Source organism: Streptomyces sp. NPDC058662 (assembly GCF_042716255.1).
GTDB lineage: Bacteria > Actinomycetota > Actinomycetes > Streptomycetales > Streptomycetaceae > Streptomyces.
Map to the genome: position 1 here is coordinate 64520 of NZ_JBHXRU010000013.1, position 26257 is coordinate 90776.

23 protein-coding genes and 1 tRNA gene are annotated in these 26257 nt (G+C 74.9%); 12 read left to right on the plus strand and 12 right to left on the minus strand.

The window, feature by feature from the left end:
* Positions 1-137: 137 nt before the first annotated feature.
* The 3 genes from ACFWUQ_RS07815 to ACFWUQ_RS07825 all read right to left on the minus strand — a co-directional run bounded on the left by ACFWUQ_RS07815 (position 138) and on the right by ACFWUQ_RS07825 (position 3523).
* Positions 138-1142 carry a TIGR04222 domain-containing membrane protein gene (locus ACFWUQ_RS07815; protein ID WP_384534352.1) on the minus strand — a complete coding sequence of 335 codons (1005 nt, stop codon included), beginning with the start codon at positions 1140-1142 and terminating at the stop codon, positions 138-140.
* Positions 1139-2647 carry a DUF692 domain-containing protein gene (locus tag ACFWUQ_RS07820; protein WP_384534421.1) on the minus strand — a complete coding sequence of 503 codons (1509 nt, stop codon included), beginning with the start codon at positions 2645-2647 and terminating at the stop codon, positions 1139-1141. The genes ACFWUQ_RS07815 and ACFWUQ_RS07820 overlap by 4 nt, the downstream gene beginning before the upstream one ends.
* Positions 2648-2773: 126 nt before the next feature.
* Complete coding sequence (locus ACFWUQ_RS07825; protein ID WP_384534355.1) at positions 2774-3523, minus strand: peptidyl-tRNA hydrolase; 750 nt, start codon at positions 3521-3523, stop codon at positions 2774-2776.
* Between the two features lie 71 nt (positions 3524-3594).
* Here ACFWUQ_RS07825 and ACFWUQ_RS07830 point away from each other — a divergent pair, with 71 nt between their 5' ends.
* Positions 3595-4269: an AIM24 family protein gene (locus ACFWUQ_RS07830; protein ID WP_384534358.1), complete on the plus strand. Its 675-nt coding sequence runs from the start codon at positions 3595-3597 to the stop codon at positions 4267-4269.
* Between the two features lie 70 nt (positions 4270-4339).
* A complete protein-coding gene (locus tag ACFWUQ_RS07835; protein WP_384534360.1) occupies positions 4340-4531 on the plus strand; it encodes a hypothetical protein in 192 nt (63 codons plus the stop codon).
* An 18-nt stretch (positions 4532-4549) separates the two neighbouring features.
* Here ACFWUQ_RS07835 and ACFWUQ_RS07840 read toward each other — a convergent pair whose 3' ends face one another.
* The 5 genes from ACFWUQ_RS07840 to zapE all read right to left on the minus strand — a co-directional run bounded on the left by ACFWUQ_RS07840 (position 4550) and on the right by zapE (position 9588).
* Positions 4550-5473 (minus strand): polysaccharide deacetylase family protein, encoded by a 924-nt coding sequence (locus ACFWUQ_RS07840; protein ID WP_384534362.1) that lies wholly within the window; start codon positions 5471-5473, stop codon positions 4550-4552.
* A gap of 17 nt (positions 5474-5490) precedes the next feature.
* Positions 5491-6393, minus strand: coding sequence for a PPK2 family polyphosphate kinase (locus ACFWUQ_RS07845; RefSeq protein ID WP_384534365.1), 903 nt, complete (start codon positions 6391-6393; stop codon positions 5491-5493).
* Between the two features lie 72 nt (positions 6394-6465).
* On the minus strand, positions 6466-7812 hold the full coding sequence (locus ACFWUQ_RS07850) for an alkaline phosphatase PhoX (protein ID WP_384534368.1): 1347 nt from the start codon (positions 7810-7812) through the stop codon (positions 6466-6468).
* Between the two features lie 170 nt (positions 7813-7982).
* Positions 7983-8411, minus strand: coding sequence for an OsmC family peroxiredoxin (locus ACFWUQ_RS07855; protein ID WP_384534370.1), 429 nt, complete (start codon positions 8409-8411; stop codon positions 7983-7985).
* 61 nt (positions 8412-8472) lie between these two features.
* Positions 8473-9588, minus strand: a complete 1116-nt coding sequence (gene zapE, locus ACFWUQ_RS07860) for a cell division protein ZapE (protein WP_384534373.1) — start codon at positions 9586-9588, stop codon at positions 8473-8475.
* Positions 9589-9623: 35 nt separating this feature from the next.
* Between zapE and ACFWUQ_RS07865 the strand changes: the two genes are divergently transcribed.
* The 6 genes from ACFWUQ_RS07865 (at position 9624) to ACFWUQ_RS07890 (ending at position 16110) form a co-directional block, all read left to right on the plus strand.
* The gene (locus tag ACFWUQ_RS07865) at positions 9624-10406 is read left to right on the plus strand and encodes a pyrimidine reductase family protein (RefSeq protein WP_384534376.1); all 783 of its coding nucleotides are present in this window, start codon (positions 9624-9626) and stop codon (positions 10404-10406) included.
* A gap of 150 nt (positions 10407-10556) precedes the next feature.
* Positions 10557-11024 carry an indole-3-glycerol phosphate synthase gene (locus ACFWUQ_RS07870; RefSeq protein ID WP_384534379.1) on the plus strand — a complete coding sequence of 156 codons (468 nt, stop codon included), beginning with the start codon at positions 10557-10559 and terminating at the stop codon, positions 11022-11024.
* A 60-nt stretch (positions 11025-11084) separates the two neighbouring features.
* Positions 11085-12491: a UDP-N-acetylmuramate--L-alanine ligase gene (murC, locus tag ACFWUQ_RS07875; protein ID WP_384534382.1), complete on the plus strand. Its 1407-nt coding sequence runs from the start codon at positions 11085-11087 to the stop codon at positions 12489-12491.
* 15 nt (positions 12492-12506) lie between these two features.
* Positions 12507-12920: a peptide-methionine (R)-S-oxide reductase MsrB gene (msrB, locus tag ACFWUQ_RS07880; RefSeq protein WP_384534386.1), complete on the plus strand. Its 414-nt coding sequence runs from the start codon at positions 12507-12509 to the stop codon at positions 12918-12920.
* A gap of 248 nt (positions 12921-13168) precedes the next feature.
* Positions 13169-15229, plus strand: coding sequence for a phosphocholine-specific phospholipase C (locus ACFWUQ_RS07885; RefSeq protein WP_384534389.1), 2061 nt, complete (start codon positions 13169-13171; stop codon positions 15227-15229).
* Between the two features lie 125 nt (positions 15230-15354).
* On the plus strand, positions 15355-16110 hold the full coding sequence (locus ACFWUQ_RS07890) for an alpha/beta fold hydrolase (protein ID WP_384534392.1): 756 nt from the start codon (positions 15355-15357) through the stop codon (positions 16108-16110).
* Positions 16111-16204: 94 nt separating this feature from the next.
* Here the strand turns inward: ACFWUQ_RS07890 and ACFWUQ_RS07895 are convergent.
* Positions 16205-16277, minus strand: a tRNA-His gene (locus ACFWUQ_RS07895).
* Positions 16278-16518: 241 nt separating this feature from the next.
* Between ACFWUQ_RS07895 and ACFWUQ_RS07900 the strand changes: the two genes are divergently transcribed.
* Entirely contained in the window at positions 16519-17661 is a 1143-nt protein-coding gene (locus tag ACFWUQ_RS07900; protein ID WP_384534395.1) for a M24 family metallopeptidase, read from the plus strand.
* A gap of 42 nt (positions 17662-17703) precedes the next feature.
* Here ACFWUQ_RS07900 and treZ read toward each other — a convergent pair whose 3' ends face one another.
* Positions 17704-19491 carry a malto-oligosyltrehalose trehalohydrolase gene (treZ, locus tag ACFWUQ_RS07905; RefSeq protein ID WP_384534397.1) on the minus strand — a complete coding sequence of 596 codons (1788 nt, stop codon included), beginning with the start codon at positions 19489-19491 and terminating at the stop codon, positions 17704-17706.
* Positions 19492-19601: 110 nt separating this feature from the next.
* Between treZ and ACFWUQ_RS07910 the strand changes: the two genes are divergently transcribed.
* Together ACFWUQ_RS07910 and ACFWUQ_RS07915 are read left to right on the plus strand one after the other, a co-directional pair.
* Positions 19602-20165 carry a DUF1707 and FHA domain-containing protein gene (locus ACFWUQ_RS07910; RefSeq protein WP_384534399.1) on the plus strand — a complete coding sequence of 188 codons (564 nt, stop codon included), beginning with the start codon at positions 19602-19604 and terminating at the stop codon, positions 20163-20165.
* Positions 20166-20228: 63 nt separating this feature from the next.
* Positions 20229-20702 carry a GNAT family N-acetyltransferase gene (locus ACFWUQ_RS07915; protein WP_384534402.1) on the plus strand — a complete coding sequence of 158 codons (474 nt, stop codon included), beginning with the start codon at positions 20229-20231 and terminating at the stop codon, positions 20700-20702.
* Positions 20703-20754: 52 nt separating this feature from the next.
* Here ACFWUQ_RS07915 and ACFWUQ_RS07920 read toward each other — a convergent pair whose 3' ends face one another.
* Together ACFWUQ_RS07920 and treY are read right to left on the minus strand one after the other, a co-directional pair.
* Positions 20755-22239, minus strand: a complete 1485-nt coding sequence (locus tag ACFWUQ_RS07920) for a M14 family zinc carboxypeptidase (RefSeq protein WP_384534424.1) — start codon at positions 22237-22239, stop codon at positions 20755-20757.
* 180 nt (positions 22240-22419) lie between these two features.
* Complete coding sequence (treY, locus tag ACFWUQ_RS07925; protein ID WP_384534404.1) at positions 22420-24816, minus strand: malto-oligosyltrehalose synthase; 2397 nt, start codon at positions 24814-24816, stop codon at positions 22420-22422.
* 82 nt (positions 24817-24898) lie between these two features.
* Here treY and ACFWUQ_RS07930 point away from each other — a divergent pair, with 82 nt between their 5' ends.
* Positions 24899-26149, plus strand: a complete 1251-nt coding sequence (locus tag ACFWUQ_RS07930) for an MFS transporter (RefSeq protein ID WP_384534407.1) — start codon at positions 24899-24901, stop codon at positions 26147-26149.
* Positions 26150-26257: the final 108 nt, after the last annotated feature.

Sequence of the window (26257 nt, forward strand, 5' to 3'; positions counted from 1 at the left end):
GCCGGCGGCGCGTCCCTGTAAAGGATCATTGGCGGGTGTCGCGGCGCCGTGACCCCGCTGCCACGCGAACCGGCCCCGGTTGCCGCATCCCGGGGGCCGGCCGCGCCGCTTCGTCCCCGTGCTCGGGGCGGACACGCTCAGGAGCTGCTGCTGGAGGAGCAGCTGGACCCGGAGGAGCTGCCGCAACTCGAACTGCTGGAGGAGCAGCTGGAACCGCTGCTCCCGCAGCCGCCGCCGGACGACCCCGAGCCCGAGCCCGAGCCGGAGCCGCAGCCGGAACCGCCGCCCCCGCCGTCGCTGCCGGCGCACCACACCGCCGGCGCCTCGACGCCGCACCCGCCGCCCGAGGTGCGTGCCCCGCGCGCGCGGGAGGCCGACTGCGCCGCCGCCAGCCGGGTACCGCGGGCGGCCTCCGTCAGCTGCCGGCGGATCCAGTCGTCCGGCAGTCCGCGCAGCCCGAACAGCGCGGCCCGCACGTACGGGTGCGGATCGTTCACGTACCGCGCGCGGATCTCGCCCAGGGCCAGCCGCCCCGCCGGGGTGATCCGCCGGCCGGCGCGCGCCGCGCGGACGGCGCCCACCGCGACGCCGACCAGCAGGACGGGGAGCACCTTGACGATGAACGGGATCTGCGAGGGGGGACCGACGGCGTAGCCGATGAAGGTGAGCGGCAGCGACAGGGGTACGAGGAACGCGCACACGACGGCCAGGGCCGTGCCCCGGCGCTGCCACGGCCGCCCGGCGGAGGGCGGCGCGACGAGCCCGCGGGCGGCCAGGCCGTCCCCGGTCTCCTGCACGGCCGGGTCGCGCATGGCCGCGTACCGCACCTGGTAGAGCCAGCCCGAGGGCGCGCCCCGGTGGGCCTCCAGCACGGCGCGCTCGGCGGGGTCGCCGGCCCGCGCACCCGGGCGTACGTGGACGATGCCAGGGCCGCCGAGCAGCAGCCGTCCGTCGCCGAGCAGCGAGACCAGCGCGGCGTCCACGACCGCACCGGGCCCGCCCGTCAGGAACGCGGCCTCGGACAGGTCGTGCAGGCGCGGAGCCGGGCCGGGCGGCGTGGGGCGGGACCGGCGCGGCCCCCTGACCAGCAGGACGGAGCAGGTGACCACCGCGAGCCAGACCGCCAGGGCGAGGAGGTTCATGCCGCTCTCCCCGTGAGCGCCCGGGCCCAGCGCGCGATCCGGCGGGGCGGCCGGGCCCCGGCCCGGTCCTGCCACCAGCGGGTGAGCCGGCGGCGGGCGGCCGGATCGGCCGGGAGGTCCCTGATCAGCAGGTGCTCGGCGAAGTCGAGCGCGTCGCGGCGGTACCCGGCCGTCATGGGGCGGCCCTTGGCGTAGTCGAGGAACGCCTCGCGGTAGGGCCGTCCGCCGCCGAGGATCGCGGGCAGCTCCGGCGCCAGCCGGGCCACCACCGAGGCCCGCTTGGCGGCCAGGGCCCGGGTCTGCACCCCGATCCGCCGCCGGTCGAACCCCTCGGGCACGGGCGTCCCGGCCACCAGCGCCGACAGCAGCGCGGCCTGCCCGAGCCCGAGCCGTGTGCGGGCGGCCGCGCTCGCGGGGGCCGCCGCGTCCCCGAGCTTGCCGTCCGGGCTGCCCGGCGCGGTGTCCGCGGCCCCGGTCCCGCGCTCTCCCACGGTCCCCGTGCCCGCGGTGCCGGGTGTGCCCGTGCCTGCGGCGCCGGGCGTCCCCGTGCCCGCGGTGCCGGGTGTGCCCGTGCCTGCGGTGCCGGGCGTGCCCGTGCCTGCGGTGCCGGGCGTCCCCGTGCCTGCGGCGCCGCGCGTCCCCGTGCCCGCGGTGCCGCGCGTGCCCGGTTCCCCGGCGCCGCGCGCGCCCGGGGCGGGAGAGGAGGCCGCCACCGCGCGGACGGCGGCCAGTTCGGCCGCCAGTTCCGCCTCGGGCGGGAAGTCGTCGTCGCGTTCCAGCAGCACCCCGGGCGGATCCACCCGCGAGCGCAGCTCGGCCAGCAGGTCGAGCACCACCGGCGGCACGGGGTGCGCGTGCGTGTCGTGCCAGACACCGTCCCGCTCGACACCGCCCGCCACGTGCACGTACGCCAGCGCCTCCAGCGGTATCGCGTCCAGTACGGCCGCCGGGTCCTCGCCCCGGTTGACCCGGTTGGTGTGCAGGTTCGCCACGTCGATCAGCAGCCGTACGCCGGTCCGCTCGACCAGTTCCGTCAGGAACCGCGCCTCCGTCAGCTCCTCGTCCGGCCAGGAGAAGAGCGCGGCGATGTTCTCCAGCGCCAGCGGCACGGGCAGGGAGTCCTGTGCGATCCGCACGTTCTCGCAGAGCACGTCCAGCGCGTCCCGGGTGCGCGGCACGGGCAGCAGGTGCCCGGCCTCCAGTACGGGCGAGGTGGTCCGGACGAAGGCGATGTGCTCGGTGACCAGCGGCGCCCCCAGCGCCACCGCCCGCTCGCCGAGCGCCGCCAGCTTCGCCGGGTCCGGGCGGTCGGCGCCGCCGATGCCCAGCGAGACGCCGTGCGGCACGACGCGCGTGCCGCGCTCACGCAGCCGCACCAGGGCCTCGGGGAGGTGGCCGGGGCAGATGTTCTCGGCCACCACCTCGACCCAGTCCAGCCCGGGCAGCCGCTCGACCACGTCCGCGATCTCCGGCCGCCAGCCGATGCCCACCCCCAGGTGTGCCATGGGCTTCATGTCCCCTCGCCCCCTCTTGTCGCACCGTGTGCCGGTGTGATGGCCCCGGCCCCGCCGCGCCAACCCGACAGCGGGGACGTTCAGAGCAACATTTGAGGTTCCGCCCGGGCGCCGGTCTCAGAGGCGGGCGCGCAGTGCCGGATGGTCCGCGACCACCGTGCAGCTTCCGGGGGCGATCTCGGTGAACCCGGCGTCCCGGACGACCGGCAGTCCGCCGCCGCCCAGTTCCGCCCACCGTTCGCGCGGAGCGGTCCGTACGGCCAGCCGGAAACCGTCCTCCTGCCACGCGGTCCGCTCCGCGTCCGTCAGCTCCCACCAGGCCAGCTGCGCCGCGTGCCCGACCTGGGCCATCGCCTTGCCGGCCGACATGCCGAGGTCCGGGTTGAGCCACAGCACCGGCAGCCCGGCGGCGGCCTCGCCGGCCGGCTCGGGGTCGTCCAGATCGGTGCCCGACACCTGGAGCTTCGCCAGCTCCTTGGGCCAGCCGTCGAGCGGCACCGGCGGGAAGACCCGTACCTGGGACCGGGCGCCGTGCACCGTGACACCCGGCAGCGTCTCGGCCTTGCGCCACTCCGCTCCGCGCGCCCGCCTGACGACCTTGCGGATGCGCGCGTCCTGCCAGTCGCGGACCGCCTCGGCCCATTCGCCCCCGCCCCGGGCGCGCTCGTCGGTCAGCAGGACCAGCACCGCGCGCGCCGCCGTCTCCAGCGCGTCCGTCCGGGCCGGCGGGTCGGCCTTCTCGATCCGCACGACCAGCGGCAGGACGAACTGCGGGGCCTCGTCGCGGGGCAGGTGGCCCTGCCGGAAGGGACTGTCCGCGCCGACGGCGGGAACGTCGGCGGTGCCGGGGGAGTGCTGGCTGCTCATCCCGCCAAGGATGCCAGGCTCCACCTTCAGGATGACGCCCAGGGGGGATCGTCCGGGTGAGGATCGAAGGCATGAAGAGTGACCTTTTCGCCTCCGAGAACCTCGCCCAGGCACCCGCCGCCCCCGGCATGGCCCTGCAGAACTCCAAATCGGTGAAGTACACCGTGAACGGTGAGATGTTGGCCCGCCAGGGATCGATGATCGCCTTCCGCGGCGACCTCCAGTTCGAGCGCAAGGGGCAGGGGATAGGCGGCATGCTCAAGCGCGCCGTCACCGGTGAGGGCCTGGCACTGATGGCCGTACGCGGCCAGGGCGAGGCCTGGTTCGCCCATCAGGGGGGCAACTGCTTCGTCATCGAGTTCGAGCCGGGCGACGCGCTGACCGTCAACGGACGCAACGTGCTCTGCTTCGACCCGACGCTGTCCTACGAGATCAAGATGGTCAAGGGCGCCGGGATGACCGGCGGGGGCCTCTTCAACAGCCTCTTCACCGGCACCGGCAAGCTCGCCGTGGTCTGCGACGGCAGTCCGATCATCATCCCGGTCACCGCCCAGGCGCCGGTCTACGTCGACACCGACGCGGTGGTCGGCTGGAGCGCCCGGCTGGAGACGGGCCTGCACCGCTCCCAGTCAATGGGCTCGATGCTCCGGGGCGGCTCCGGCGAGGCCGTCCAGCTGATGCTGCGCGGCGAGGGCTTCGTCATCGTCCGCCCGAGCGAGGTCACCGAGGCGGCCCCGGCGCACTGAGACGCGGCCGCGGCGGGGCGGAGGGGTGCGGGCGCCGCGGCCCGCGCCGCGGGTGGGTAGGCTCGTACGCATGGACCAGTCGGACGGGACACCGTCGTACTGCCCCGCCCCGGCGGCCCCGGCCGGCCGGGTGGAGGGGCCTCCGTACGCGGACTGCCTGGAGTGCGGCCGACCCACCGAGTACGGGGTCGCCACCCCGGGCGTGGTGCTGTGCCCGGTGTGCGAGTGGCAGGACGCCCAGCGCACCGCCTGCTCCGGCTGAGGCCGCGCCGGGCGGGGCTCAGGTGCCGATCAGCTCGGACACCTTCACGAAGCGGTAGCCGCGCTTGCGCAGCTCCGGAACGATCTTCCGGACGGCCTCCTCGGTGACCGGGGCGGCGCTGCGCGTGCAGTGCATCACCACCACCGAGCCCGGCTTCACTCCCGAGAGCACCTGTTCGGCCACGGCGTCCGGGTCGGTCGCGAAGGCGTCCCCGCTGACCACGTCCCACTGGACGGCGGTCACCCGGGCCGAGGACAGGGCGCGCAGCGCCCGGTCGTCGTAGCACCCGCCGGGGAAGCGGAAGTAGGGGACCGTGTTGACGGCCCCCGCCGTGCGGAAGGCCGCGAAGGCCCGGTCCACGTCGGCGCGGGCGGCCGCGTTGTCGAGCGCGGGCAGCCCGTAGCAGGGGGACGTGAAGGCGTGGTGGCTGTACGAGTGGTTGGCGATCTCGAAGTTCGGATCGGTGCCGATGGCCTTCGCCTGGTCCGGGTACTCCTCAGCCCAGCGGCCCGTCATGAAGACGGTCGAGGGCACCTGGAGGCTGCGGAGCGCCTCGATCAGCCGGGGGTTGTCGAAGCGCTCGCCGCCGGCGGCCCGCGGGCCCTGGTCGGAGGTCATGTCGGCGTCGAAGGTCAGCGCCACGGTCTTCTCGGTCCGCTGCCCCGCCCGTGCGAAGACCGGGGTCAGGCCGCCGGGGCCGGGGGCGAGGGTGGGGATCTTCGCGGGCGCGCCGGCCCGGGGCGCGTTGCCGGGGGGCGCCTGCGGGGGGCTCGTGGCGGCGGGGGACGAGGCGGTGGGGGGCGACGCGGTTCCGCTGGCGCCCATACGGGCCGCGCGGCCGGTGTCCGAGGTCCCGGCGCCGCCCCCGCATCCTGCGAGGACGGCACTGAGCGCGGCACTGAGCGCGGCCGCGGCCGCCGCTTTGCGTACAGAAAGGGTCACCCAGGCAAAATATATGACTATGTGGCAAGTAGGCGTGCACGGCACTCGTCCACGTCGAAGTCCCCTTCCGGATAGCGCGGCGCGAGGGCTTCCAGGTGCTCCAGCAGCAACTGGGCGACGGCCCAGTTGCGGTACCACTTGCGGTCGGCCGGTACGACGTACCAGGGCGCGGCGTCGCTGGAGCAGCGCTCCAGCGCCAGTTCGTACGCGTGCCGGTACTCGGGCCACATCGCGCGCTCCTCGATGTCGCCCCGGTTGAACTTCCAGTGCTTGTCCGGATCGTCCAGCCGGCCCAGGAGCCGTTCGCGCTGCTCCTCGTAGCTGATGTGGAGGAAGACCTTCACGACGGTCACGCCGTCGTCCGCGAGCTCCTTCTCGAACCGGTTGATCGCGGCGTACCGGCGGCCCAGCCGACTGCGCGGGACCAGCTCGCGGACCCGGGCGATGAGGACGTCCTCGTAGTGGGAGCGGTCGAAGATGCCGATCTCACCCGGCCGGGGCAGTTCCTTCGCGACACGCCAGAGGAACGGGTGCTCGCGTTCCTCGGGGGTGGGGGCCTTGAAGGCCTTGACGCGGCAGCCGGAGGGGTTGAAGGCGCCGATCACGTGTTTGACGGTGCCGCCCTTGCCGCTGGTGTCCATCCCCTGCAGGACGAGCAGCACGCGGCGCCGGTCACCGGTGGTGCTGGCCGCGTAGAGCCGCTCCTGGAGCGAGGCCAGGCGCTGCGCCATCGGGGCGACGGCCTCCAGGGCGGCCGCCTTGCCGGCGGGGCCGCCGGGGGTCGAACGGGGGTCGAAGCGCCGCAGGTCGACGCGCTCACCGCCCGGCACCCGCAACAACTCCCGGACGCCGCCCGACCCCGGTCCGCCCGACTCCGGGCCACCCGCCTCGCCGGTCTTCTTCCTCTTCTTCGTCGCCACCGCTGTTCGCCCCAATCCCGTCGGTTCCGTACGATCGTGCAGCAGATCGAACGGCGTCGCGACGTGACCAGGTCAGTGCCAGGGGCCCGTCACCGCGAACGTGGTACCGGGGGTGTAGGCGTTGACGTACATCGTCCCCCCGTCGGGGGAGAAGGCGACCCCGGCGAACTCCCCCCACTCCGGCGCCCCCGGCCGCCCGACGTCCTGCGCGTTGCGGGCCACCGGGTAGACCTCCCCGTCCACCGTCACGCCGAAGACGTACTGCGCCCCGCCGCCGTCCTCGCACACCATGAGCCCGCCGTCCGGCGCCGGGCAGATGTTGTCGGGGGACTCCCCCGGCAGCCCGGTGTCCGCGGCCGGACCGAAGAGGACGTCGAGCCGCAGCCGCCGCCGCACCGGGTCGTACGACCACACCTGCCCGTGGTGGTCGGCGCCCGCGCCCTCGCGCGTACGGGCGTAGCTGGACACGAAGTGGACGCGCGAGCCGCCCCAGTAGCAGCCCTCCAGCTTCTGCGCGTGCGTGATGCCGCGCCGTCCGAAGTCCTGGAGCCGGACCGGGGTCACGGCCGCGGCGGGATCCGGCACGGGAACCCACTCCACCGGGAACTCCGCCCCCGGCTCGTCCACCACCGCCAGGTCCGCCAGCCCCGGCACGCGCAGGGCCTCCAGCGCGCCGCCGGCCCGCAGCGACCCGGTCCCGGCGAGCGGCCGCGCGGGCAGGAAGCGGTAGAAGAGCCCGAAGGGCTCGACGAAGGCGTCCTCCGTCTCGTAGACCACGCCCCGGTGCGGATCCACGGCGACGGCCTCGTGCGCGAACCGGCCCATCGCCGTCAGGGGTACCGCGCCGGTGCGTCCCGGTGCGGCGGGGTCCACCTCGAAAACGTAGCCGTGGTCCGCCGTGTAGCCGGCGGTGCCCGCCCGGTCCTCGGTCTCCTCGCAGCTCAGCCAGGTGTTCCAGGGGGTCGGGCCGCCCGCGCAGTTGACGGCCGTACCGGCGAGGGCCACCCGTTCGCCGGTGACCCGGCCCGCCGCGTCGAGGTCGAGGACGGTGCAGCCGCCCAGTGCGGCGGGGTCGTACGTCAGTCCCGGGACGGCGGGTACGCGCAGGGCGGCGGTGGTGCGGTTCTCGTGGTTGCGCACCAGCCGCACCCGCCCCCCGCCCGCGCCGAAGGCGGCCATGCCGTCGAAGTTGCCCGGAACGGGCCCCTCGCCCGAGCGCAGTGGATCGCCCGCTCGCGAGAGGACGCGGTAGGAGAACCCCCGGGGCAGGTCGAGCAGCCCCCGCGGATCGGGCAGCAGCGGACCGTACCCCTGCCGGGCGGCCCGGGCGGCTCCGGCGCGCCCGGTGAACAGGGCGCCGAGGGCCCCGCTGAAGGCGACCCCGCCGGCGGCGAGCAGGCTGCGGCGGCTGACGGACATCGGCAACTCCCGGCGGCGGAAGTGGAACTGGGCGGGTGGGGTGACCGGCCCGTGGTACCACGGGGGACCGCCCGCCGGGTGCCGACGCGAGGGGGCTCCGCCCCGGCGTCACACCCCCGGGCGCCGTGCCGTGCCCGGAGCGTGCCGCCGGAGCGGGGGAGAGCGCAGGATCAGACGAGCTTGGCGCTCAGGGTGATCGTGGTGCCCGTCAGCGCCTGGCTGACCGGGCAGTTCTTCTTGGCGTCCTCGGCGGCGGCGGCGAAGGCGTCGTCGTCCAGGCCCGGGACCTCGCCCTCCACCGTGAGGTGGATGCCGGTGATGCCCTGGCCGGGCACGAAGGTGACGGCGGCCGAGGTGGTGAGCTTGGTGGGCGGGTTGCCCGCCTTCGCCAGCCCGTTGGAGAAGGCCATGTTGAAGCAGCTGGAGTGCGCGGCCGCGATCAGCTCCTCCGGGCTGGTCCGCCCGTTCGCGGCCTCGTCGGTGCGCGCCGGCCAGGAGACGGGGTAGCTGCCGAGGCCGGAGGAGTCGAGAGTGACGACGCCCTTGCCCTCGAACAGGTCGCCTTCCCAGACAGCGTGCGCGTTGCGTGTGGCGGCCATGGTGAATCCCTTCGCAGAAGTGGAAACGGCCGGGCGGCAGATGAGCCCGGCGGTCCCAAACCTACTGGGACACCAGGGGCTTCGCGTCGCGTGCCAGCGCCGTGAGCCGGGATATCGCGCGGAAGTACTTCTTCCGGTAGCCGCCGTTCAGCATCTCCTCACTGAACAGCCGGTCGAAGGGCACCCCGGAGGCCAGTACGGGGACCTCGCGGTCGTACAGCCGGTCGGCCAGGACGACCAGCCGCAGCGCCGTCGACTGGTCCGGCACCGGACCGACGTCCGTCAGGCAGACGGCCGTGATCCCGTCGGTCAGCGCGCCGTACCGGCTCGGGTGCACCCGGGCCAGGTGCTCCAGCAGGCCCGGGAAGTCGTCCAGGCTCGCGCCCTCGGTGGCGTACGCGGCCTTGGCGACCTGCTCGTCCGAGAACGGGGCGGGCGCCTCCGGCAGACCGCGGTGGCGGTAGTCCTGGCCGTCGATGCGCAGCGGCCGGAAGTGCGCCGAGAGGCCCTGGATCTCCCGCAGGAAGTCGGCGGAGGCGAAGCGGCCCTCGCCGAGCTTGCCGGGCAGCGTGTTGGAGGTGGCGGCCAGCGCCACGCCCTGCTCCACGAGGCGGCTGAGCAGCGAGGACACCAGAACGGTGTCGCCCGGGTCGTCCAGCTCGAACTCGTCGATGCACAGCAGCCGGTGCCCGCCGAGGGTCTGCACGGTCTGCTGGAAGCCGAGCGCGCCGACCAGGTTGGTCAGCTCCACGAAGGTGCCGAAGGCCTTGAGCGCGGGCTCGGCCGGCGTGGCGTGCCACAGCGAGGCGAGCAGGTGGGTCTTGCCGACGCCGTAGCCGCCGTCGAGGTAGACCCCCCGCGGGCCCGCGGGGGCCGGGGCCTTCTTGGCGAACCAGCGGCGCTTGCCCGCGCCGCTCGCGTGCGCCCCGCCCAGACCGGCCGCGAAGCCGCTCAGCACGGTGACGGCCTCGGCCTGGCTGGGCTGGGCCGGGTCCGGGTCGTACGTGTCGAAGCGCACCGAGTCGAAACGCGGCGGCGGCACCATCTCGGCCACCAGCCGCTCGGCGGCCACCCGGGGCTCGCGAGCCGTCAGGGCCTGCGGACCGGCGTCGGCTGTCGGGGGCCTGTCCGCGGGTCGCCGCGAGGCGGGACCGGAGGTGGAGAGAGAGGTTGACACAGCCCTTAACTCTACGGGCGTGGCACACTGCACCGATGCGACGCCTGTTCCCTGTGACCGATCAGACACCCGTCCCGCCCCGGGAGGAAGCCGACCGGGAGTGGTCGCTGGACGAGCTGGCGGAGGCCTACGCGTACCCCGCGCTCGGCGAGGGCGCCCACTGGCTGCGGGCGAACATGGTGTCCACCCTCGACGGCGCGGCCCAGCACGACGGCCGCTCGCAGCCCATCTCCGGCGAGACCGACATGCGGATCTTCGGAACCCTGCGGGCGCTGGCCGATGTGGTGGTCGTCGGCGCGGAAACGGTTCGCCAGGAGGGCTACCGCCCGGCCCGGGCGCGGGAGGCCTTCGCCGCCCGCCGCGCGGCCGCCGGACAGGGCCCCGCCCCCGCCGTCGCGGTGGTCAGCGCGAGCCTGGACCTGGACTTCTCGCTGCCGCTGTTCACCTCCCCGCTCGTGCCGACCCTGCTGGTCACCGGCGCCGCCGCACCAGCCGACCGGGTCGCCGAGGCCGTCAGGGCCGGGGCCGAGGTCGTGGTGGCCGGCGACGGGGCCGGGGTGGACCCGGCCCGTGTGGTGCGGGAGCTCGCCGGGCGGGGCCTGCGCCGCCAGCTCACCGAGGGCGGACCCCGGCTGCTGGGGCAGTTCGTGGCCGCCGACGCGCTGGACGAGCTGTGCCTGACGATCTCCCCGGTGCTCACGGCGGGTACCGCGCAGAGGATCGCCGGCGGGCCGGCTGTCACGGTTCCGCACCGGCTCGCGCCCGCTTGCGTACTGGAAGAGGCCGGGTTCCTCTTCACGAGCTACCGTCGGATCTGAACCAGGGGCGGAATTTGACGTTCCGCTTGGCTTCCACGGGGCACAAAGCTGGGCACATATATCTGCGCAAGGCCCCGCGCGCCAGCGGGGCAGGATGGTTTCCGCAGGGGCCGGCCACGCCGGCCTCGGCCCATGAAGGAGAGGGCGTCCGTGTTCACGAGCGTATTGATGATCGAGCAGCCGCTGACCACGGTGGACGTGGACTTCGTCACCACCCTGCACGGAGACGACGCGGTCTCCTTCATCGTCCTCATGCAGCCCAGGGGCGACCAGGACCGACTGCTGCGCGCCATCGACGACGTAGCGCTCGGTGAGCTCCCCGAGGCGGTCCGTGAGGGTGACGAACCCGAGGGCGAGGCCGCCCGGGGCCCTGCCGCGCACGCCCTCGCGCACTCATTGAACGCGCTGCGCCAGAAGGGCGCCAACGCCACGGGACAGCTCGTCGAGGCCCACCCGCTCGACAAACTCAAGGCCGTCGTGGAGGAGAACGGGGCCGACGAGGTGATCGTTCTGACCGCCCCGCACTTCGTCGAGGAGTTCTTCCACCGCGACTGGGCCTCCCGCGCCCGCCACAAGGTCGGGGTTCCGGTGCTCAAGCTCTTCGCCCACAACGAATAGGCTGGGGCCGTCAGAGCTCGACCGCGCACGAGTACACCACCCGATCCTGGAGCGACCTGAATGAAGCCCGGCCTGCCGACCGCCATGGAACGGCCCCACTTCATCGGCATCGGCGGCGCCGGCATGTCCGGCATCGCGAAGATCCTCGCCCAGCGGGGCGCGCAGGTCGCCGGCAGCGACGCCCGGGGGGACTCCGAGACCGCCGAGGCGCTGCGCGCCCACGGCGCGACGGTCCACGGGGGGCACGCCGCCGGCCACCTCGCCGACGACTCCACCTGCGTGGTCGTCTCCAGCGCCATCCGCGCCGACAACCCGGAGCTGGCGCGCGCCGCCGAGCTCGGCATCCCGGTCGTGCACCGCTCGGACGCGCTCGCCGCGCTGATGGACGGCCTGCGCCCGATCGCGGTCGCCGGTACGCACGGCAAGACCACCACCACCTCGATGCTGGCGGTCTCCCTGTCGGCCCTGGGCCTGGACCCCTCGTACGCCATCGGCGGCGACCTGGACGCCCCCGGCTCCAACGCCCACCACGGCGCGGGCGACATCTTCGTGGCCGAGGCGGACGAGAGCGACCGCACCTTCCACAAGTACACCCCGCAGGTGGCGATCATCCTCAACGCGGAGCTCGACCACCACGCGAACTACGCGTCGCTGGAGGAGATCTACGAGTCCTTCGAGACCTTCGTCGCCAAGGTCGTGCCCGGCGGCACCCTGGTCGTCGCCCACGGCCAGGAGGGCGCGGCCGAGATCGCCCGCCGGGTCGCCGGGAACGAGGGCCTCAACGTCGTCACGTACGGCGAGGAGCCCGAGGCCGACGTCCGCATCACCAAGATCACTCCGCGCGGCCTGACCAGCGAGGTCACGGTCCTCCTCGGCGGCCGGATGCTCACCTTCACCGTCTCCGTGCCCGGCCGCCACTACGCCCACAACGCCGTCGCGGCCCTCGCCGCCGGGGTCGCGCTCGGCATCCCGGCGCACAACCTGGCCTCCGCGCTCGGCAAGTACACCGGCGTCAAGCGCCGCCTCCAGCTCAAGGGCGAGGCCGCCGGCGTACAGGTCATCGACTCCTACGCGCACCACCCCACGGAGATGACCGCCGACCTGGAGGCCATCCGCGGCGCCGCCGGGGACTCCCGCATCCTGGTCGTCTTCCAGCCCCACCTCTTCTCCCGCACCCAGGAGCTGGGCAAGGAGATGGGGCAGGCGCTCGCGCTCGCCGACGCCTCCGTGGTCCTCGACATCTACCCGGCCCGCGAGGACCCCCTCCCCGGGGTCACCAGCGAGATCATCCTCGCCGCCGCCCGGGCCGCGAACGCGGACGTCACCGCCGAGCACGACAAGGGCGCCGTCGCGGACGTCATCGCGGGAATGGCGAAGCCCGGCGATCTCGTTCTCACCATGGGCGCGGGCGATGTCACGGACCTCGGACCGCAGATCCTCGCCGCGCTGTCGAACCGGTCGAACTGAGGGAGCGGGAACGTCATGGCGTACGAGGTCGAGAAGACGGACGAGCAGTGGCAGGCGGAGCTGACCCCGTCCGAGTACCAGGTGCTCCGCCTCGCGGGCACCGAGCCGGCCTTCCGCGGTGAGTACACGGACACCACGACGGAGGGCGTCTACTCCTGCCGGGGCTGCGGGGCGGAGCTGTTCCGCTCCTCGGAGAAGTTCGCGTCGCACTGCGGCTGGCCGTCCTTCTTCGACCCGAAGGACACGGAGGCCGTCGAGCTGATCGCCGACACCTCCCACGGCATGGTCCGCACCGAGGTCCGCTGCGCGAGCTGCGGCTCCCACCTGGGCCACGTCTTCGAGGGCGAGGGCTACCCCACCCCCACGGACCAGCGCTACTGCATCAACTCCATCTCCCTGCGCCTGAGTCCGGCCGCCACCGCGGAGTAGTCCCCCGCTGGGTGTGCGGCGGGGGTGCCGGTGCGTGCCGAGGGTGAACGGGCGGGGCGCCGGGGGCTGTCGCGGGGGCGGGGCGTGACCGCACCGCCCCGGCAGCCGCGACGCGGAGGGCGGCGAGGGGCTTCCGTTCTCCTGGTGTACGGCGCAGTGTCACGAGGTGATCCCCGTCCGGTACCCCGGGACCGCTGTCCTTGGGGCGCCCCTCGACTCCCCTCCTCACCCCCAGAGGTCGTCACGCCATGGCAGAACTCGACCGCCGCAGGTTCCTGCAGATAGCCGGCGGCGCCGCCGCCGTCGCGATGCTGAACGAGAGCATCGCCCGCGCCGCCGCGATTCCGGCGCAGGGCAGCACCGGAACGATCCAGGACATCGAGCACATCGTCGTCCTCATGCAGGAGAACCGTTCCTTCGACCACTACTTCGGCGCGATGAAGGGCGTCCGGGGCTTCGGCGACCCGCGGCCGGTCCTCCAGGACAACGGCAAGTCCGTCTTCCACCAGTCCAACGGCACCAAGGACGTGCTGCCCTTCCACCCGCAGGTGGAAGACCTCGGCATGCAGTTCCTGACGGGGCTGAACCACGACTGGGCGGGCGGCCAGCAGGCCTACAACAAGGGCAAGTACGACCGGTGGGTGCCCGCGAAGACGGCCACCACCATGTCGTACATGACCCGGAACGACATACCGTTCCACTACGCCCTGGCCGACGCCTTCACCGTCTGCGACGCCTACCACTGCTCCTTCATCGGAGCCACCGACCCCAACCGCTACTACATGTGGACGGGTTTCACCGGCAACGACGGCACCGGCGGCGGCCCGGTCCTCGGCAACCAGGAGCTCGGGTACGGCTGGACGACCTACCCGGAGCGCCTGGAGGCGGCCGGGGTGTCCTGGAAGGTCTACCAGGACATCGGCGACGGCCTGAACGCGGCCGGCCACTGGGGCTGGATCAACGACGCGTTCCGCGGCAACTACGGCGACAACTCGCTGCTCTACTTCAACACCTACCGCAACGCCCAGCCGGGCAGCCCCCTGTACGAGAAGGCGCGCACCGGCACCGACGCCAAGGCGGGCGAGGGCTACTTCGACCGGCTGCGCGCGGACGTGGTCAACGGCTCCCTGCCCCAGGTCTCCTGGATCGCCGCGCCCGAGGCGTTCAGCGAGCACTCCAACTGGCCGACGAACTTCGGCGCCTGGTACATCTCGAAGGTGCTGGACGCGCTGACCGCGAACCCGGCGGTGTGGGCCAAGACCGCCCTGTTCATCACCTACGACGAGAACGACGGCTTCTTCGACCACGTCGTCCCGCCGTACCCGCCCGCCTCCTCGGCTTGGGGCCTGTCCACGGCCGATGTGGCCGGCGACCTGTACGCCGGCGGCGGAGGCTACGCGGCCGGCCCGTACGGGCTCGGCCCGCGTGTGCCGATGATCGTGGTCTCCCCGTGGTCCAAGGGCGGCTACGTCTGCTCCGAGACCTTCGACCACACCTCGGTGATCCGCTTCATGGAGAAGCGCTTCGGCGTGCGCGAGCCCCAGATCTCGCCCTGGCGCCGCGCCGTCTGCGGCGACCTGACCTCGGCATTCGACTTCACCCGCGCCGACGCCGCGCCGGCCGCGCTGCCCTCCACGGCCGGCTACGCCCCGCCGGACAAGAACCGACACCCCTCCTACCACCCGACCCCGCCGGCCACGGGCAGCCTGCCCGTGCAGGAGGCCGGCGGCAAGCCGACCCGCGCCCTCGGCTACCAGCCGTACGTGGACGGGAGGGCCGCCGTCTCCACGGGCAGTTTCACCCTGACCTTCGCGAGTGGCCCGGCCCTGGGCGCGCACTTCCACAGCACCTCGGGCAACCGCACCGACGGCCCCTGGCCCTACACGGTCGAGGCGGGCAAGACCCTCTCCGACACCTGGAGCACGAGCGCCTCCACCGGCAACCGGATCGACCTCACCGTCTGGGGCCCGAACGGCTTCCTGCGCGCTTGGAAGGGCCCGGCGAAGAAGGCCGGACCCGAGGCCACGGCCCGTCACGCGGCGGTGAGCGGGAACCTCGCCCTCACCCTCACGAACGCGGGCACGGCCGCGGTCGACCTCACGGTGACCAACGCCTACGGCGGCGCACCCCAGACCTTCCGGGTCCCGGCCGGGGGGACGGTGTCCCACACCGTCGACCTGCGGGCGACGGGCCGCTGGTACGACGTCAGGGTGGTCTCCGCCGCCGACGCCACCTTCCTGCGCCGTTTCGCGGGCCACGTGGAGACGGGCGCCCCGGGCGTCTCCGACCCGGCCATCAGGACGCGCTGACCCCCCCCGCGGCGGACGCACACCCCGTGCCGCGGGCCCGGTGCCGGGCCCGCGGTGTGACGGGGGGCGCGGTGGGCAGAACGTACGGCGTCGGTTTTCCGCGCTCCGTCACCGAGGGAGAACGCATGGCCATCGCCCACCGCAGGATCGGGACCGGACCCGTCCGCTCCATCGTGCTGCACGACTGGTTCGGGACCTCCGCCAACTGGGGGTCCGTACTCGACCACCTGGACCCGGACGGCTTCTCGTACGCCTTCCTCGACTACCGGGGCTACGGCGAGCGCAGGGACGTACCCGGCCGCTACAGCGTCCCCGAGATCGCCGACGACGTCCTCGAACTCGCCGACCAGCTGGGCTGGGACACCTTCTCCCTCCTCGGCCACTCGATGGGCGGCAAAGCGGCCCAGCAGGTCCTCGTCCGCGCCCCCGAGCGGGTCGAGAAGCTGGTCGGGATCGCCCCCGTCCCCGCGGCGCCGTACGCGATGGACGACGCGACGCACGCGCTCTTCCACGGCGCCGCCGAGGACCCGGACAAGCGCCGGGCCATCCTCGACCTGGTCACCGGCAACCGGGTCGGCCGCCACTGGCTCGACCGCATGGTCGAGCACTCCCTGCGGATCTCCCGTCCGGAGGCCTTCGCCGCGTACCTGGCGAGCTGGCAGCCCCTCGACCTGTCCTCCGCCGTGAAGGGCAGCACCGTCCCCGTGCTGGTCCTGGTGGGGGAGTACGACCTCGCGCTCACCGCCGAGGTCATGCGCGCCACCTGGCAGGCCTGCTACCCGAACTGCCGGGTCACCGTCCTCCCGGGCTGCGGTCACTACCCGCCCCACGAGACCCCGGTGGCCCTCACCACCGAGATCGAGGCGTTCCTGCGGAGCTGAGGGCCGTCCCTCCGGCGCGGCCCGTCGCCTCCCGGGCGGGTACGGAAAAAGCCCGTGGGGTACGAGGAAACCTCGTACCCCACGGGCTCGACAGGGTGAGTGACGGGACTTGAACCCGCGGCCACCTGGACCACAACCAGGTGCTCTACCAACTGAGCTACACCCACCACGAAGGGCGGCGGACCACCCGTTCGACGTGCTTGCACAGCATAGCCGATCAGCGGGGTGCTCCCGCGACGCGTTATTCCGCCGCGGGCCTCGCGGGGCGGAGCCGGTGACCGGCGCCACTCCGGTCGTGCCGCCCCGGTCCCGTACCCGGCCGCCGGTGCCCGCCGGCCCCCGGGCGGGCCGCCCGGTGTGCGGCGCGGCCCCCTACCCCCGGCGGGCGGCGCGCGGGATGATCACCGCATGACCTCTGACCCCCGGGCCGCCGCCGAGCCCGCGCCCTTCACCGCCGCCGACTACGCGGCCCGGATGGCCGCCGCCGCGCGGACCGCCGCCGACGCCGGACTGGCCGGCCTGCTGATCGCCCCCGGACCCGATCTCGCCCACCTCACCGGTTACCGGCCCACCGCCGAGACCGAGCGGCTGACCCTGCTCGTGCTGGCCGCGGGACAGGAACCGGTGCTCGTCGTACCCGCCCTGGAGGCGCCGGACGCGGCCAAGGCACCCGGCGCCCCCGCCCTGACCCTGCGGGACTGGGCCGACGGGAAGAGCCCGTACACCGCGGCCGCCCCGCTGCTCGACGTCACCGGCCGCTTCGGGGTCAGCGACAACACGTGGGCCCTGCACCTGCTGGGCCTGCAGCGCGAGCTGCCGGCGACCTCCTACGAGCCGCTCACGGACGTGCTTCCGATGCTCCGCGCGGTCAAGGACGAGCGGGAGCTGCAATGCCTCGCCGCGGCGGGCGCCGCCGCCGACGCGGCGTACGCGCAGATCCTCCACGTGCCCTTCGCCGGCCGCCGCGAGAGCGACGTCGCCGCCGACCTGGCCGCCCTGCTGCGCGCGCACGGCCACTCCCAGGTCGACTTCACGGTCGTCGGATCCGGGCCGAACGGCGCGGATCCGCACCACGAGGCCGGCGACCGGGTCATCGCGCACGGCGACATGGTCGTCCTCGACTTCGGCGGGCTGCGGTACGGCTACGGCTCCGACATCTCCCGCACGGTCCACGTGGGCGAGCCGAGCGCCGAGGAGCAGCGCGTCCACGACATCGTCCGCGAGGCCCAGCAGGCGGGCGTGGCGGCCGTCCGGCCCGGGGTCTCCTGCCAGGAGGTGGACCGGGCGGCCCGGGCGGTGATCACCGAGTTCGGCTACGGCGAGCGCTTCATCCACCGCACCGGCCACGGCATCGGCGTCACCACCCACGAGCCGCCGTACATGGTCGAGGGCGAGGAGCAGCCGCTCGTGCCCGGCATGTGCTTCTCCGTGGAGCCCGGCATCTACCTGCCCGGGCGGTTCGGCGTCCGCATCGAGGACATCGTCACCGTCACCGACGACGGAGGCCGCCGGCTCAACCACGCCCCGCGCGAGCTGGCGGTCGTCGAGTAGCCCTCACGCAAGGCCAGCACGTCCAGCCCGCACGCACCGCCCTCACGGGGCCAGGACGAGCGCCGATTCGGCCGGTACCCGGACCCGGCCGTCCGGGCCCGGGTGTTCCGCGGGCTCCCAGGCGGCCAGCACCCGCACCCCGTTGCGGCCCAGCGCGATCGTCGCCGGTTCGGAGCCGAAGTTCACGACGACCCGGACGTCGCCGCGCCGGTAGGTCAGCCACCGCCGCTCCTCGTCGTACGCGACGCGGACCGCCGCGAGGTCCGGGTCGCGCAGGTCCGGATGGGTGCGGCGGAGCGCGACGAGGGTGCGGTACCAGTCCAGCAGCCGGGCGTGCGGGGCCTGCCCGGGCTCCGCCCAGTCCAGCACCGAGCGGTCCCGGGTGGCCGGGTCCTGCGGGTCCGGGATCTCCTCCGCCTTCCAGCCGTGAGCCGCGAACTCCCGGCGCCGTCCGGCCCGTACGGCCTCGGCCAGCTCCGGGTCGGGATGGTCCGTGAAGTACTGCCAGGGCGTGCCCGCCCCCCACTCCTCGCCCATGAACAGCATCGGCACGAAAGGCCCGGTCAGGGCCACCGCCGCCGCGCACGCCAGCAGGCCCGGCGAGAGCGAGGCGGCCGGCCGGTCGCCGAGGGCCCGGTTGCCGACCTGGTCGTGGGTCTGGGTGTAGCCGACGAAGCGGTGGGCCGGGGTCCGCCGCCGGTCCACCGGCCGGCCGTGGGTGCGGCCCCGGAAGGAGGACCAGGTCCCGTCGTGGAAGAAGGCCCGGGTCATGGTTTTGGCGAGGGCCCCGATCGGAGCCGCGGCGAAGTCCGCGTAGTAGGCCTGGGACTCGCCGGTCAGCACGCAGTGCAGGGCGTGGTGGAAGTCGTCGTTCCACTGGGCGTGCAGCCCCGTGCCGCCCGCCTCGCGCACGGTGGTCAGCCGCGGGTCGCACTGGTCGGACTCGGCGATCAGGAACAGCGGGCGGCCCGTCTCCGCCGCCAGCGCGTCCACCGCGGACGCCAGCTCCTCCAGGAACGTCAGGGCCCGGTCGTCGGCGAGCGCGTGCACGGCGTCGAGCCGCAGCCCGTCGATCCCGTAGTCGCGCAGCCAGGCGAGCGCGCTGCCGAGGAGGTACGCGCGCACCTCGTCGGAACCGGGCGCGTCCAGGTTCACCGCCGCCCCCCAGGGGGTGTGGTGGGTGTCGGTGAAGTACGGGCCGAAGGCCGGGAGGTGGTTGCCGGAAGGGCCGAGGTGGTTGTGCACCACGTCCAGCACCACGCCCAGGCCGGCGGCGTGGGCGGCGGCCGTGAAGCGCGCGAGTCCGACCGGGCCGCCGTACGGCTCGTGCACGGACCAGGGCGCGACCCCGTCGTAGCCCCATCCGTGGCGGCCTGGGAAGGAGCACACCGGCATCAGCTCCACGTGCGTGACCCCGAGGGCGCCGAGGTGCCCCAGGCGGGCGGCCGCCGCGTCGAAGGTCCCCTCCGGGGTGAAGGTGCCGATATGGAGCTCGTAGAGGACGGCGTCCTGCAGCGGGATGCGCGACGGGGGCCCCGTCGGCGGGAGCGCCTCGAAGTCGACCACCGCGGACAGGCCGTCCGGCCCGTCCGGCAGCCGGCGGCCGCGCGGGTCCGGCAGGACGGTGGCGGCGGGGACGGGGGCGGCGCCCGCCCCGGCGTCTGCGGTGTCTCCGCCGTCCAGCACGAACCCGTACCGGCTGCCGTCGGCGGCCGGGGCCCGCACGACCCACCAGCCGTCCCGGTCCGGATCGCGTTCCATCGCGTACGCGGCGTCGTCGAGCCGCAGGGCGACCCGACCTGTCAGCGGTGCCCAGACCTCGAACTGCACGGACGGTCCCCTCGTCTCCGGCGGTGCCCAGCATGCGTATCCTGCCCATCATTCCGGGCCTGGCGCGGGTGTTCTGGACACTCCGGGCCCGACGGGCCGACAATCACCCTGTGACGTCGAGTTTCGAGTTCCCCGCATACCCCGCGCCGCGGCTGTCCGACGCCGAGCGGGACCGGGCCCTGGGCCAGCTCAGGGAAGGTGCTGCCAGCGGTCAGCTGTCCCATGACACCTTCCTGCGCCGGATGGAACTCGCCCTGGTCGCACGCCGGTCCGAGGACCTCGCCGTCCTCACCGCCGACCTCGGCCAACGCACCGCCGCCGAAAGCCCCTGGACCCGCCGCCTGTTCGGTTGGGTCGGCCGGGCCTCGGCCGTGGGGGTGGGCGTACGGCGCGCCTGGACGGCCGAGCGGCTGCCCAAGCTGCTGCTGCCGCACCCGAGCGCGGGGGCGCTGCGGATCGGCCGCGACCCCGGCAACGGACTGCGGCTCAACCACGAGACGGTGTCCCGCACGCACGCCGAGCTCAGCCTGCGCGACGGGCTGTGGGTGCTGAAGGACCTCGGCTCCACCAACGGGACCACGGTCAACGGCCGCCGGGTGACCGGCTCGGCGGTGGTCCGGGACGGCGACCAGGTCAGCTTCGGGACGATGTCCTTCCGGCTCTCCGCCGGCTAGGCCACGGCGCTGGGCCCGGGGCCGGGTGCGCGGCGGCGGGGGCCGTCGCGGAGGATGGCGGCCATGGAAAACACGCCTGTCGTGCGCCGTGTGCGCCCCGAGGACCTGCCCCGCCTGGTGGAGCTCATCCACGAGCACATCGCCTACGAGAAGTCGGCCCCCCGCCCGCCGGGCCTCGCCGACCGGCTCGGTCCCCTGCTGTTCGCCGAGGACGCGAAGCTGTGGATGCTGCTGATCGAGACCCCGCAGGGCGGGATCGTGGGATACGCCGCCTGCTCCGCCGAGTTCGCCTTCTGGGACGCCCGCTACTACATCCACATGGACTGCCTCTACCTGGCCGAGGACGCCCGGGGCCGGGGCCACGGCGCCACCTTGATGGACGGGGTCGCGGCGCTGGCCCGCGAGCTCGGCCTGAGCCAGGTCCAGTGGCAGACCCCCGACTGGAACGAGGGCGCGATCCGCTTCTACGACCGGCTCGGCGCCACCGGCCTCTCCAAGCGGCGGTACAGCCTCGCCGTGGACCCGGCCGCGTCCTGAACCGGACGGTGCCGGGGCTCGGAGCCCCGGCACCCCCGGCGGCCGGACGGGGTCACCCGGGCCGGCCGCCGACCGCCGGCAGGCGCGCGTACGCGGCCAGTACGGTCCGGGCCTGGTGCTCGACCTGCGCGGCCACCGGGACCCAGCGGGCCTCGAACCGCGCCGAGAACTCCTCGCACCACCCGGTGACGAGCCGGTCCAGGGCGGGCGCCGCCGCGTCGCCCCGCGCGCGCAGCACCCGCAGCAGCATCGCGGCCGCCCGCAGTGACAGGCGGCGCCCGAAGGCGTCGATGCTGGCGACGTGCGCGACGGTCGCCTCGGCCGGGGCGCCGCCACCGGTCCACTCGGCGGCGATCCGCGGGATCAGCGCGAGCGTCCAGTCCACCGCGCGCAGCAGGGCCGCCGCGTCCGCGTCCCCGTACGGCGGCGCCCCGCTCACGGCGCCGTGCGCGCCACCGCCCCTGCTTCCGCTGCTCCCGCCCCTGCCGCCTCCGCTCCAGCCGTCCCCGCGTCCGCCGTCGCCGTTCCCGCCGCTCCCGCGTCCGCCGTCGCCGGGGGAGTCGCCCAGCGCGGCGCGGACCCGGGCCACGCGGGCGGCGTCCTCGGTGAGCCGCCGGGCCAGCATCCGCAGGGCCCCGCGCGGGTCGGCGTGCGGGGCCGGATCGCCCACCAGGTCGGAGGCCCACATGGGGACTTCGACGATGGCGGTGGTGCCGGCGTAGCGGTGGGCGTGGTACCAGGTGCTGAGCCGGGTGTCCTCGGGATGGAAGGCGCCGGCGGCGTCGCCGCCCGGTTCCGGGATCACGAAGATCCCGGGTCCGGGGGAGGGCCAGCCGGCGGCGTCGGAGGCGCCGTACTCCACCGGGATGCGCAGCTCCGCCGCCGACGTGGCGAACGGCTCGGCGAGGCCGGGTATGTCCCGGGTGAGCTGCACCCAGGAGCCGCCGAGATCGGTGGCGTGCAGGGACACCTGCAGGACGGGGCGCAGCTCGTCGATGAGGGCGGTCAGGGCAAGCGTCTCCGGCGGGAGCCGGTCCGGGGCCAGTAAGGACGGCGCCCACTCCGGCTGTTCGGGACCGGGGGGCCGGAAGAAGTGCCGGTGGTAGTCGAGGAGCGTGGACGGCTGGGGCGTGCGGTGCAGCGCGGCGCCGTCCGGGTCCGCGCACAGCAGGAAGTGCCAGCCGCAGCCGGCCCGCGGGCCCGGATCGGACAGGAGCCGGCGGGCGAGGGAGAGCGCGGTCGCCCCGCCCACGGGTTCGTTGGCGTGCGCCCCGGCGACGACGAGGACGTTGCGGCCGGGCCCCGACGACGCGGTCGCGGCGGGCGGGGGCGGCCCCTCGGCCCTGCCGCCGGGGGGCGCGGGCGTGGCGGGGAGGGGCCCGTCGGCGGCGAGGGACAGCAGCCACAGGGGCCGCCCGCCCCGCGAGGTACCGGCCCGGCTGAGCCGGACCTCGCCGGGGTGCCGGTCCGCCAGGGCCCGGGCGGCCGCCGCGAGTTCGCGCGGTGTGGGGTAGCACAAGTCACGGAGGAGGGTCACAAGGGATGCCATGCCCCCCGCGCCGGGCTCCTACTGCTCCGCGCGCCCCCGTACTTCCCCGAATGGTGCGCGAAAGCCCTGGCCAACGCTGCGAAGGCAGCCGGCCCGGGCCGGCCGCCGCGGCGCTCGCGCCCCGTCCGGGCCGCGCCCCGTCCGTGGCCCGGCCCGGTCGGGGGCGGTCTAATCCGCGCGCAGGAGCACCGCCACCGGCAGGGCGGCGAGCAGCCCGGCCAGGACCGCCTCGCCCTCGTACGTACGGGCCGACGCGGCCCCCGGCGCGGAGAGCGCCGTCCAGCGGCCCGGCGGGAGCGGCAGGGACGTGTCCCGCCAGCCGCCCGCCCCGGCCAGCCGGTGCGAGAGCCGGGTGGCGACCGCCACCAGCCCGGCCGAACGGGCGAAGGCCAGGCAGTGCTCCGCCGCGGGACCCCGGGCGACCAGCGGCTCGTATCCGGAGAACAGGTTCGGCCGGTCCCTGCGCAGGCGCAGCAGCGCGGCCGTCAGGGCCAGCTTCTCCTCCGCGGGGTCGCGCGGGGCGTCCCCCGCGTCCAGCCGGGCCAGCGCCTCGCGGGGCAGGACCGCCGGGCGCCGGTTGTCGGGGTCGACCAGGGCCCGGTACTCCGTCTCGGCGCCCTGGTAGACCTCGGGGACGCCCGGCATCGCCAGGTGCAGCAGGGCCGTGCCGAGCAGGTTGGCGCGGGCCGCCTCCGCGAGGTGCGCCGGGAGGTCCAGCGGGGCCGGCGCGTACCCGGCGACGGCCGCCTCGTAGGCCTCGTCCGGGTCGGTCCAGCTGGTGCGCAGGGCGGCCTCGCGGACGGACTTGAGCAGCGCCTGCCCCAGGCGCGCCACGGCCTGGGGGGCGTGCCCGAGCCCCAGGGCGGTCTGCCGGGCCACCCAGGCCAGCTGGGGGTCGGAGCCGGCCGCGGGTCCCGGGTCCGCCGGCTCCGTGCCCGCGGGCCGCGGGGCGGCGGGCTCCGGGGCGGGGGGTTCCGGGGACGCCGCGCCGGGGGCGCTCGGCCCCGCCGGGGACATCAGGGCCGGGGACATCAGGGCCGGGTCCATCAGCTCGGGCGCCTGCGACAGCACCGCGATACGGGCCCGGACGTCCGCGCTGCGCTTGGTGTCGTGCGTGGACAGCACCGTCCCCGACCCGGGCCACTCCCGGGCCAGCCGGGAGCAGTACGCGTGGAACTCCTCCGCCGCGACCGCCGGTCCGCCCGGCTCGCCCCCCACCTCGGTGGCCGACAGCAGCGGGGCGTACCGGTAGAACGCCCGGTCCTCCAGCGACTTGGCCCGCAGGGCCGCGGAGGTCTGGGCGAAGCGCGCGGCGAACGCGGCGTCCCGCAGCAGCAGCTCCCGTACGGCGGCCACAGGGCCCGGTCCGGCCGCCTCGGCCGCCCGGTCCAGGGCCTGGGGCGCCGGGTGCGGCTCGTCGGGGTAGGGCCGGTAGACGGGGTAGGCGATGAGCAGCTCCCGCACCGCGGGGCCCAGTTCGGGACCCGCCCGCCGCTCCAGGGCGCGCAGCTCGGCGGCCAGGTCCCCGGTCAGCACCTCCCGCGCGCACGCCGCGGCCGTCTCCTCCCACTCCGGCACACCCGTGAACTTCCGGTACCGGACGGCCAGCTCCCGCACCCCGGCCGGGTCGGTGAAGACGCCGTCCAGGCGGTGCAGGGCGTCGTAGCCGGTGGTTCCGGCCACCGGCCAGGTGCGGGGGAGCCGCTCCTGGCGGGCGAGGATCTTCTCCACGACCACCCAGCAGCGGGCGCCGACCGCCGCCCGCAGCCGCCGCAGGTACTCCCCGGGGTCGGCCAGCCCGTCCACGTGGTCGATCCGCAGGCCTTCCACGACCCCGTCACGGACCAGTTCGAGCACCTTGGCGTGGGTGGCCGAAAAGACCTCCGGGTCCTCCACCCGCACCCCGATCAGGTCCGAGATCGTGAAGAAGCGGCGGTAGTTGAGCCCGGTCCGGGCCTCCCGCCACCACGCCGGCCGGTACCACTGCGCGGCCAGCCGGTCGGCGGGCGCAAGCGCGGCGGTGCCTTCGCGCAGCGGGAACTCGTGGTCCCCGCAGCGCAGGACCTCGCCGTCCGCCGTGAAGGCGGCGGGCTCTGCGGGCCCGGGGAGGACCGGCAGCAGCAGCTGCCCGCCGCCCGCCTCCCAGTCGATGTCGAACCAGCGCGCGTACGGCGACCGGGGGCCCTCCCGCAGCACCTCCCACAGCGGACGGTTCAGGCGCAGCGGCGTCGGGACCGCCATGTGGTTCGGCACGATGTCCAGCACCAGGCCCACCCCGTGCGCCCGCGCGGCGGCGGCCAGGGCGCGCAGGCCGGACTCCCCGCCCAGCTCGGCCCGCACCCGGGAGTGGTCGGTGACGTCGTACCCGTGCGCCGAGCCGGGCGCCGACTCCAGCACGGGGGAGAGGTGCAGGTGCGACACCCCGAGGGAGGCGAGGTACGGCACGGCTGCCCCGGCCGCCGCGAAGGGGAACTCCGGCCGGAGCTGGAGGCGGTAGGTGGACGCAGGGGTGACGGGGTTCGGAACATCAGGTTCCGTCGATGGGTCGGGCTGCGGCTGGCTCATGAGAACGTACGTACCCAGCCTGCGGGATTCCGTGCCATTACCCAATGCATCCGGGTGACTGCACCGGGTTAGCCTCGATCAAGTGGTTGGAACCGTCAACACCTATCGAAGAGTCATCGCCCTGACCGGGCCCCTACTCCCCCTCGTCTCATTCCTGGCCCGACTGCCCGTCGCGATGTCCCAGTTCGGGAGCTTCCTGCTGGTCGCGCAGACCAGTGGCTCCCTCGCCACCGCCGGTGTCGTCGGCGGCGCCCTGTCCGTCGGCCAGGTGGTCTTCGGGCCCGTCCTCGGCCGGGTCGCCGACCGGCACGGCCAGCGGCCCGTCGTCCTGACCGCCGCCGCGGTCAACGCCGTGGCCACCGCCGCCCTGGTCGCGGGAGCCCTCGCGCACCTCGCCACCCTCCCGCTCGCCCTGATCGGAGCCGTCACGGGGGCCTCGGTACCCCTGATCGGGCCGCTCGCGCGGACCCGCTCGGTGGCGCTGGCGCACCGCGCCGACTCCGACGAGTCCGTCGTGGGCGCCGTGCACGCCCTCGAAGGGACCCTGGACGAGGTCTCGTTCGTCTTCGGCCCCGCCCTCGTGGGCCTCGCGGCCCTCCTCGCGCACCCGGCCGTCGCCCTCGGCGGCGCGGCCGGTCTCGTCGCCGTCTTCGGCACCGCCTACGCCCTGCACCCCACCGCCGCCGCCACGGCCGGCTCGCCCCCGCGGGCCCGCGCCGCGCGGGTCCGCCAGCCCCGCGTGGTGCACGCCGTCCGGGTTTCGCTGGCCCTCCAGGGCGTCATGTTCGGCGCCTGCCAGGCCGGTATCGCCGCGCTCACCGCCCGGCTGGGCGTACCCGGCCAGGCCGGGATCGTCTACGCCTCCATGGGGGTGGTCAGCGCCGCCGTCGGTCTCGGTCTCGGCGCCCTGCCCGCCCGCTTCGGACTGCGGCTGCGCTGGCGGGCGGCCACCGGCGCCGCGCTGGCGCTGTCGGTGCCGCTGCTGTTCACCGACGGCCTGTGGCCGCTGTACGTCGTCGTCACCGTGCTGGGGGCCGCCTACGCGCCCCACCTGATCACCGCTTTCGCGCTCACCGAGCGCGTCGTCGAGCCGGCCCGGCTCTCCGCGGCGATGGCCCTCGCCGCCAGCTCCCTCGTGGCCGGGCAGGCCGCCGCGCTCGCCGTCTGCGGGCGGCTCGCCGAGCGGTACGGGCCCGTCGGCGCCTTCGCCGTGGCCGTGGCGGCGGCCGGCCTGTGCCTGGCCCTGGCGCTCGTCACCCGGGTGCCCCGGACCCGTACGCACGCCCGGCCCTCCGCCCCGCCCCGCCCCACCGCCGAACCGGCCCTCGGCTAGTGCCGTGACCGGGAAGGTTCACCGGGTCGCGGCGCCCGGCACGGCACCTCGCCGCGTTGGCGGACCACGGCGGTACGTCCAGTACGAGCCGTGGTCCGCCGTCTTGCG

What these genes read in the sequence shown, in the direction of transcription:
- ACFWUQ_RS07825 (WP_384534355.1), bottom strand. Translation starts at nt 3,523, where the DNA reads ATGAGCAGCCAGCACTCCCCCGGCACCGCCGACGTTCCCGCCGTCGGC.
- treY (WP_384534404.1), bottom strand. Translation starts at nt 24,816, where the DNA reads ATGAGCCAGCCGCAGCCCGACCCATCGACGGAACCTGATGTTCCGAAC.
- ACFWUQ_RS07835 (WP_384534360.1), top strand. Translation starts at nt 4,340, where the DNA reads ATGGACCAGTCGGACGGGACACCGTCGTACTGCCCCGCCCCGGCGGCC.
- ACFWUQ_RS07850 (WP_384534368.1), bottom strand. Translation starts at nt 7,812, where the DNA reads ATGTCCGTCAGCCGCCGCAGCCTGCTCGCCGCCGGCGGGGTCGCCTTC.
- ACFWUQ_RS07885 (WP_384534389.1), top strand. Translation starts at nt 13,169, where the DNA reads ATGGCAGAACTCGACCGCCGCAGGTTCCTGCAGATAGCCGGCGGCGCC.
- ACFWUQ_RS07900 (WP_384534395.1), top strand. Translation starts at nt 16,519, where the DNA reads ATGACCTCTGACCCCCGGGCCGCCGCCGAGCCCGCGCCCTTCACCGCC.
- ACFWUQ_RS07820 (WP_384534421.1), bottom strand. Translation starts at nt 2,647, where the DNA reads ATGGCACACCTGGGGGTGGGCATCGGCTGGCGGCCGGAGATCGCGGAC.
- ACFWUQ_RS07855 (WP_384534370.1), bottom strand. Translation starts at nt 8,411, where the DNA reads ATGGCCGCCACACGCAACGCGCACGCTGTCTGGGAAGGCGACCTGTTC.
- ACFWUQ_RS07830 (WP_384534358.1), top strand. Translation starts at nt 3,595, where the DNA reads ATGAAGAGTGACCTTTTCGCCTCCGAGAACCTCGCCCAGGCACCCGCC.
- ACFWUQ_RS07915 (WP_384534402.1), top strand. Translation starts at nt 20,229, where the DNA reads ATGGAAAACACGCCTGTCGTGCGCCGTGTGCGCCCCGAGGACCTGCCC.
- ACFWUQ_RS07865 (WP_384534376.1), top strand. Translation starts at nt 9,624, where the DNA reads ATGCGACGCCTGTTCCCTGTGACCGATCAGACACCCGTCCCGCCCCGG.
- ACFWUQ_RS07815 (WP_384534352.1), bottom strand. Translation starts at nt 1,142, where the DNA reads ATGAACCTCCTCGCCCTGGCGGTCTGGCTCGCGGTGGTCACCTGCTCC.
- ACFWUQ_RS07890 (WP_384534392.1), top strand. Translation starts at nt 15,355, where the DNA reads ATGGCCATCGCCCACCGCAGGATCGGGACCGGACCCGTCCGCTCCATC.
- murC (WP_384534382.1), top strand. Translation starts at nt 11,085, where the DNA reads ATGAAGCCCGGCCTGCCGACCGCCATGGAACGGCCCCACTTCATCGGC.
- msrB (WP_384534386.1), top strand. Translation starts at nt 12,507, where the DNA reads ATGGCGTACGAGGTCGAGAAGACGGACGAGCAGTGGCAGGCGGAGCTG.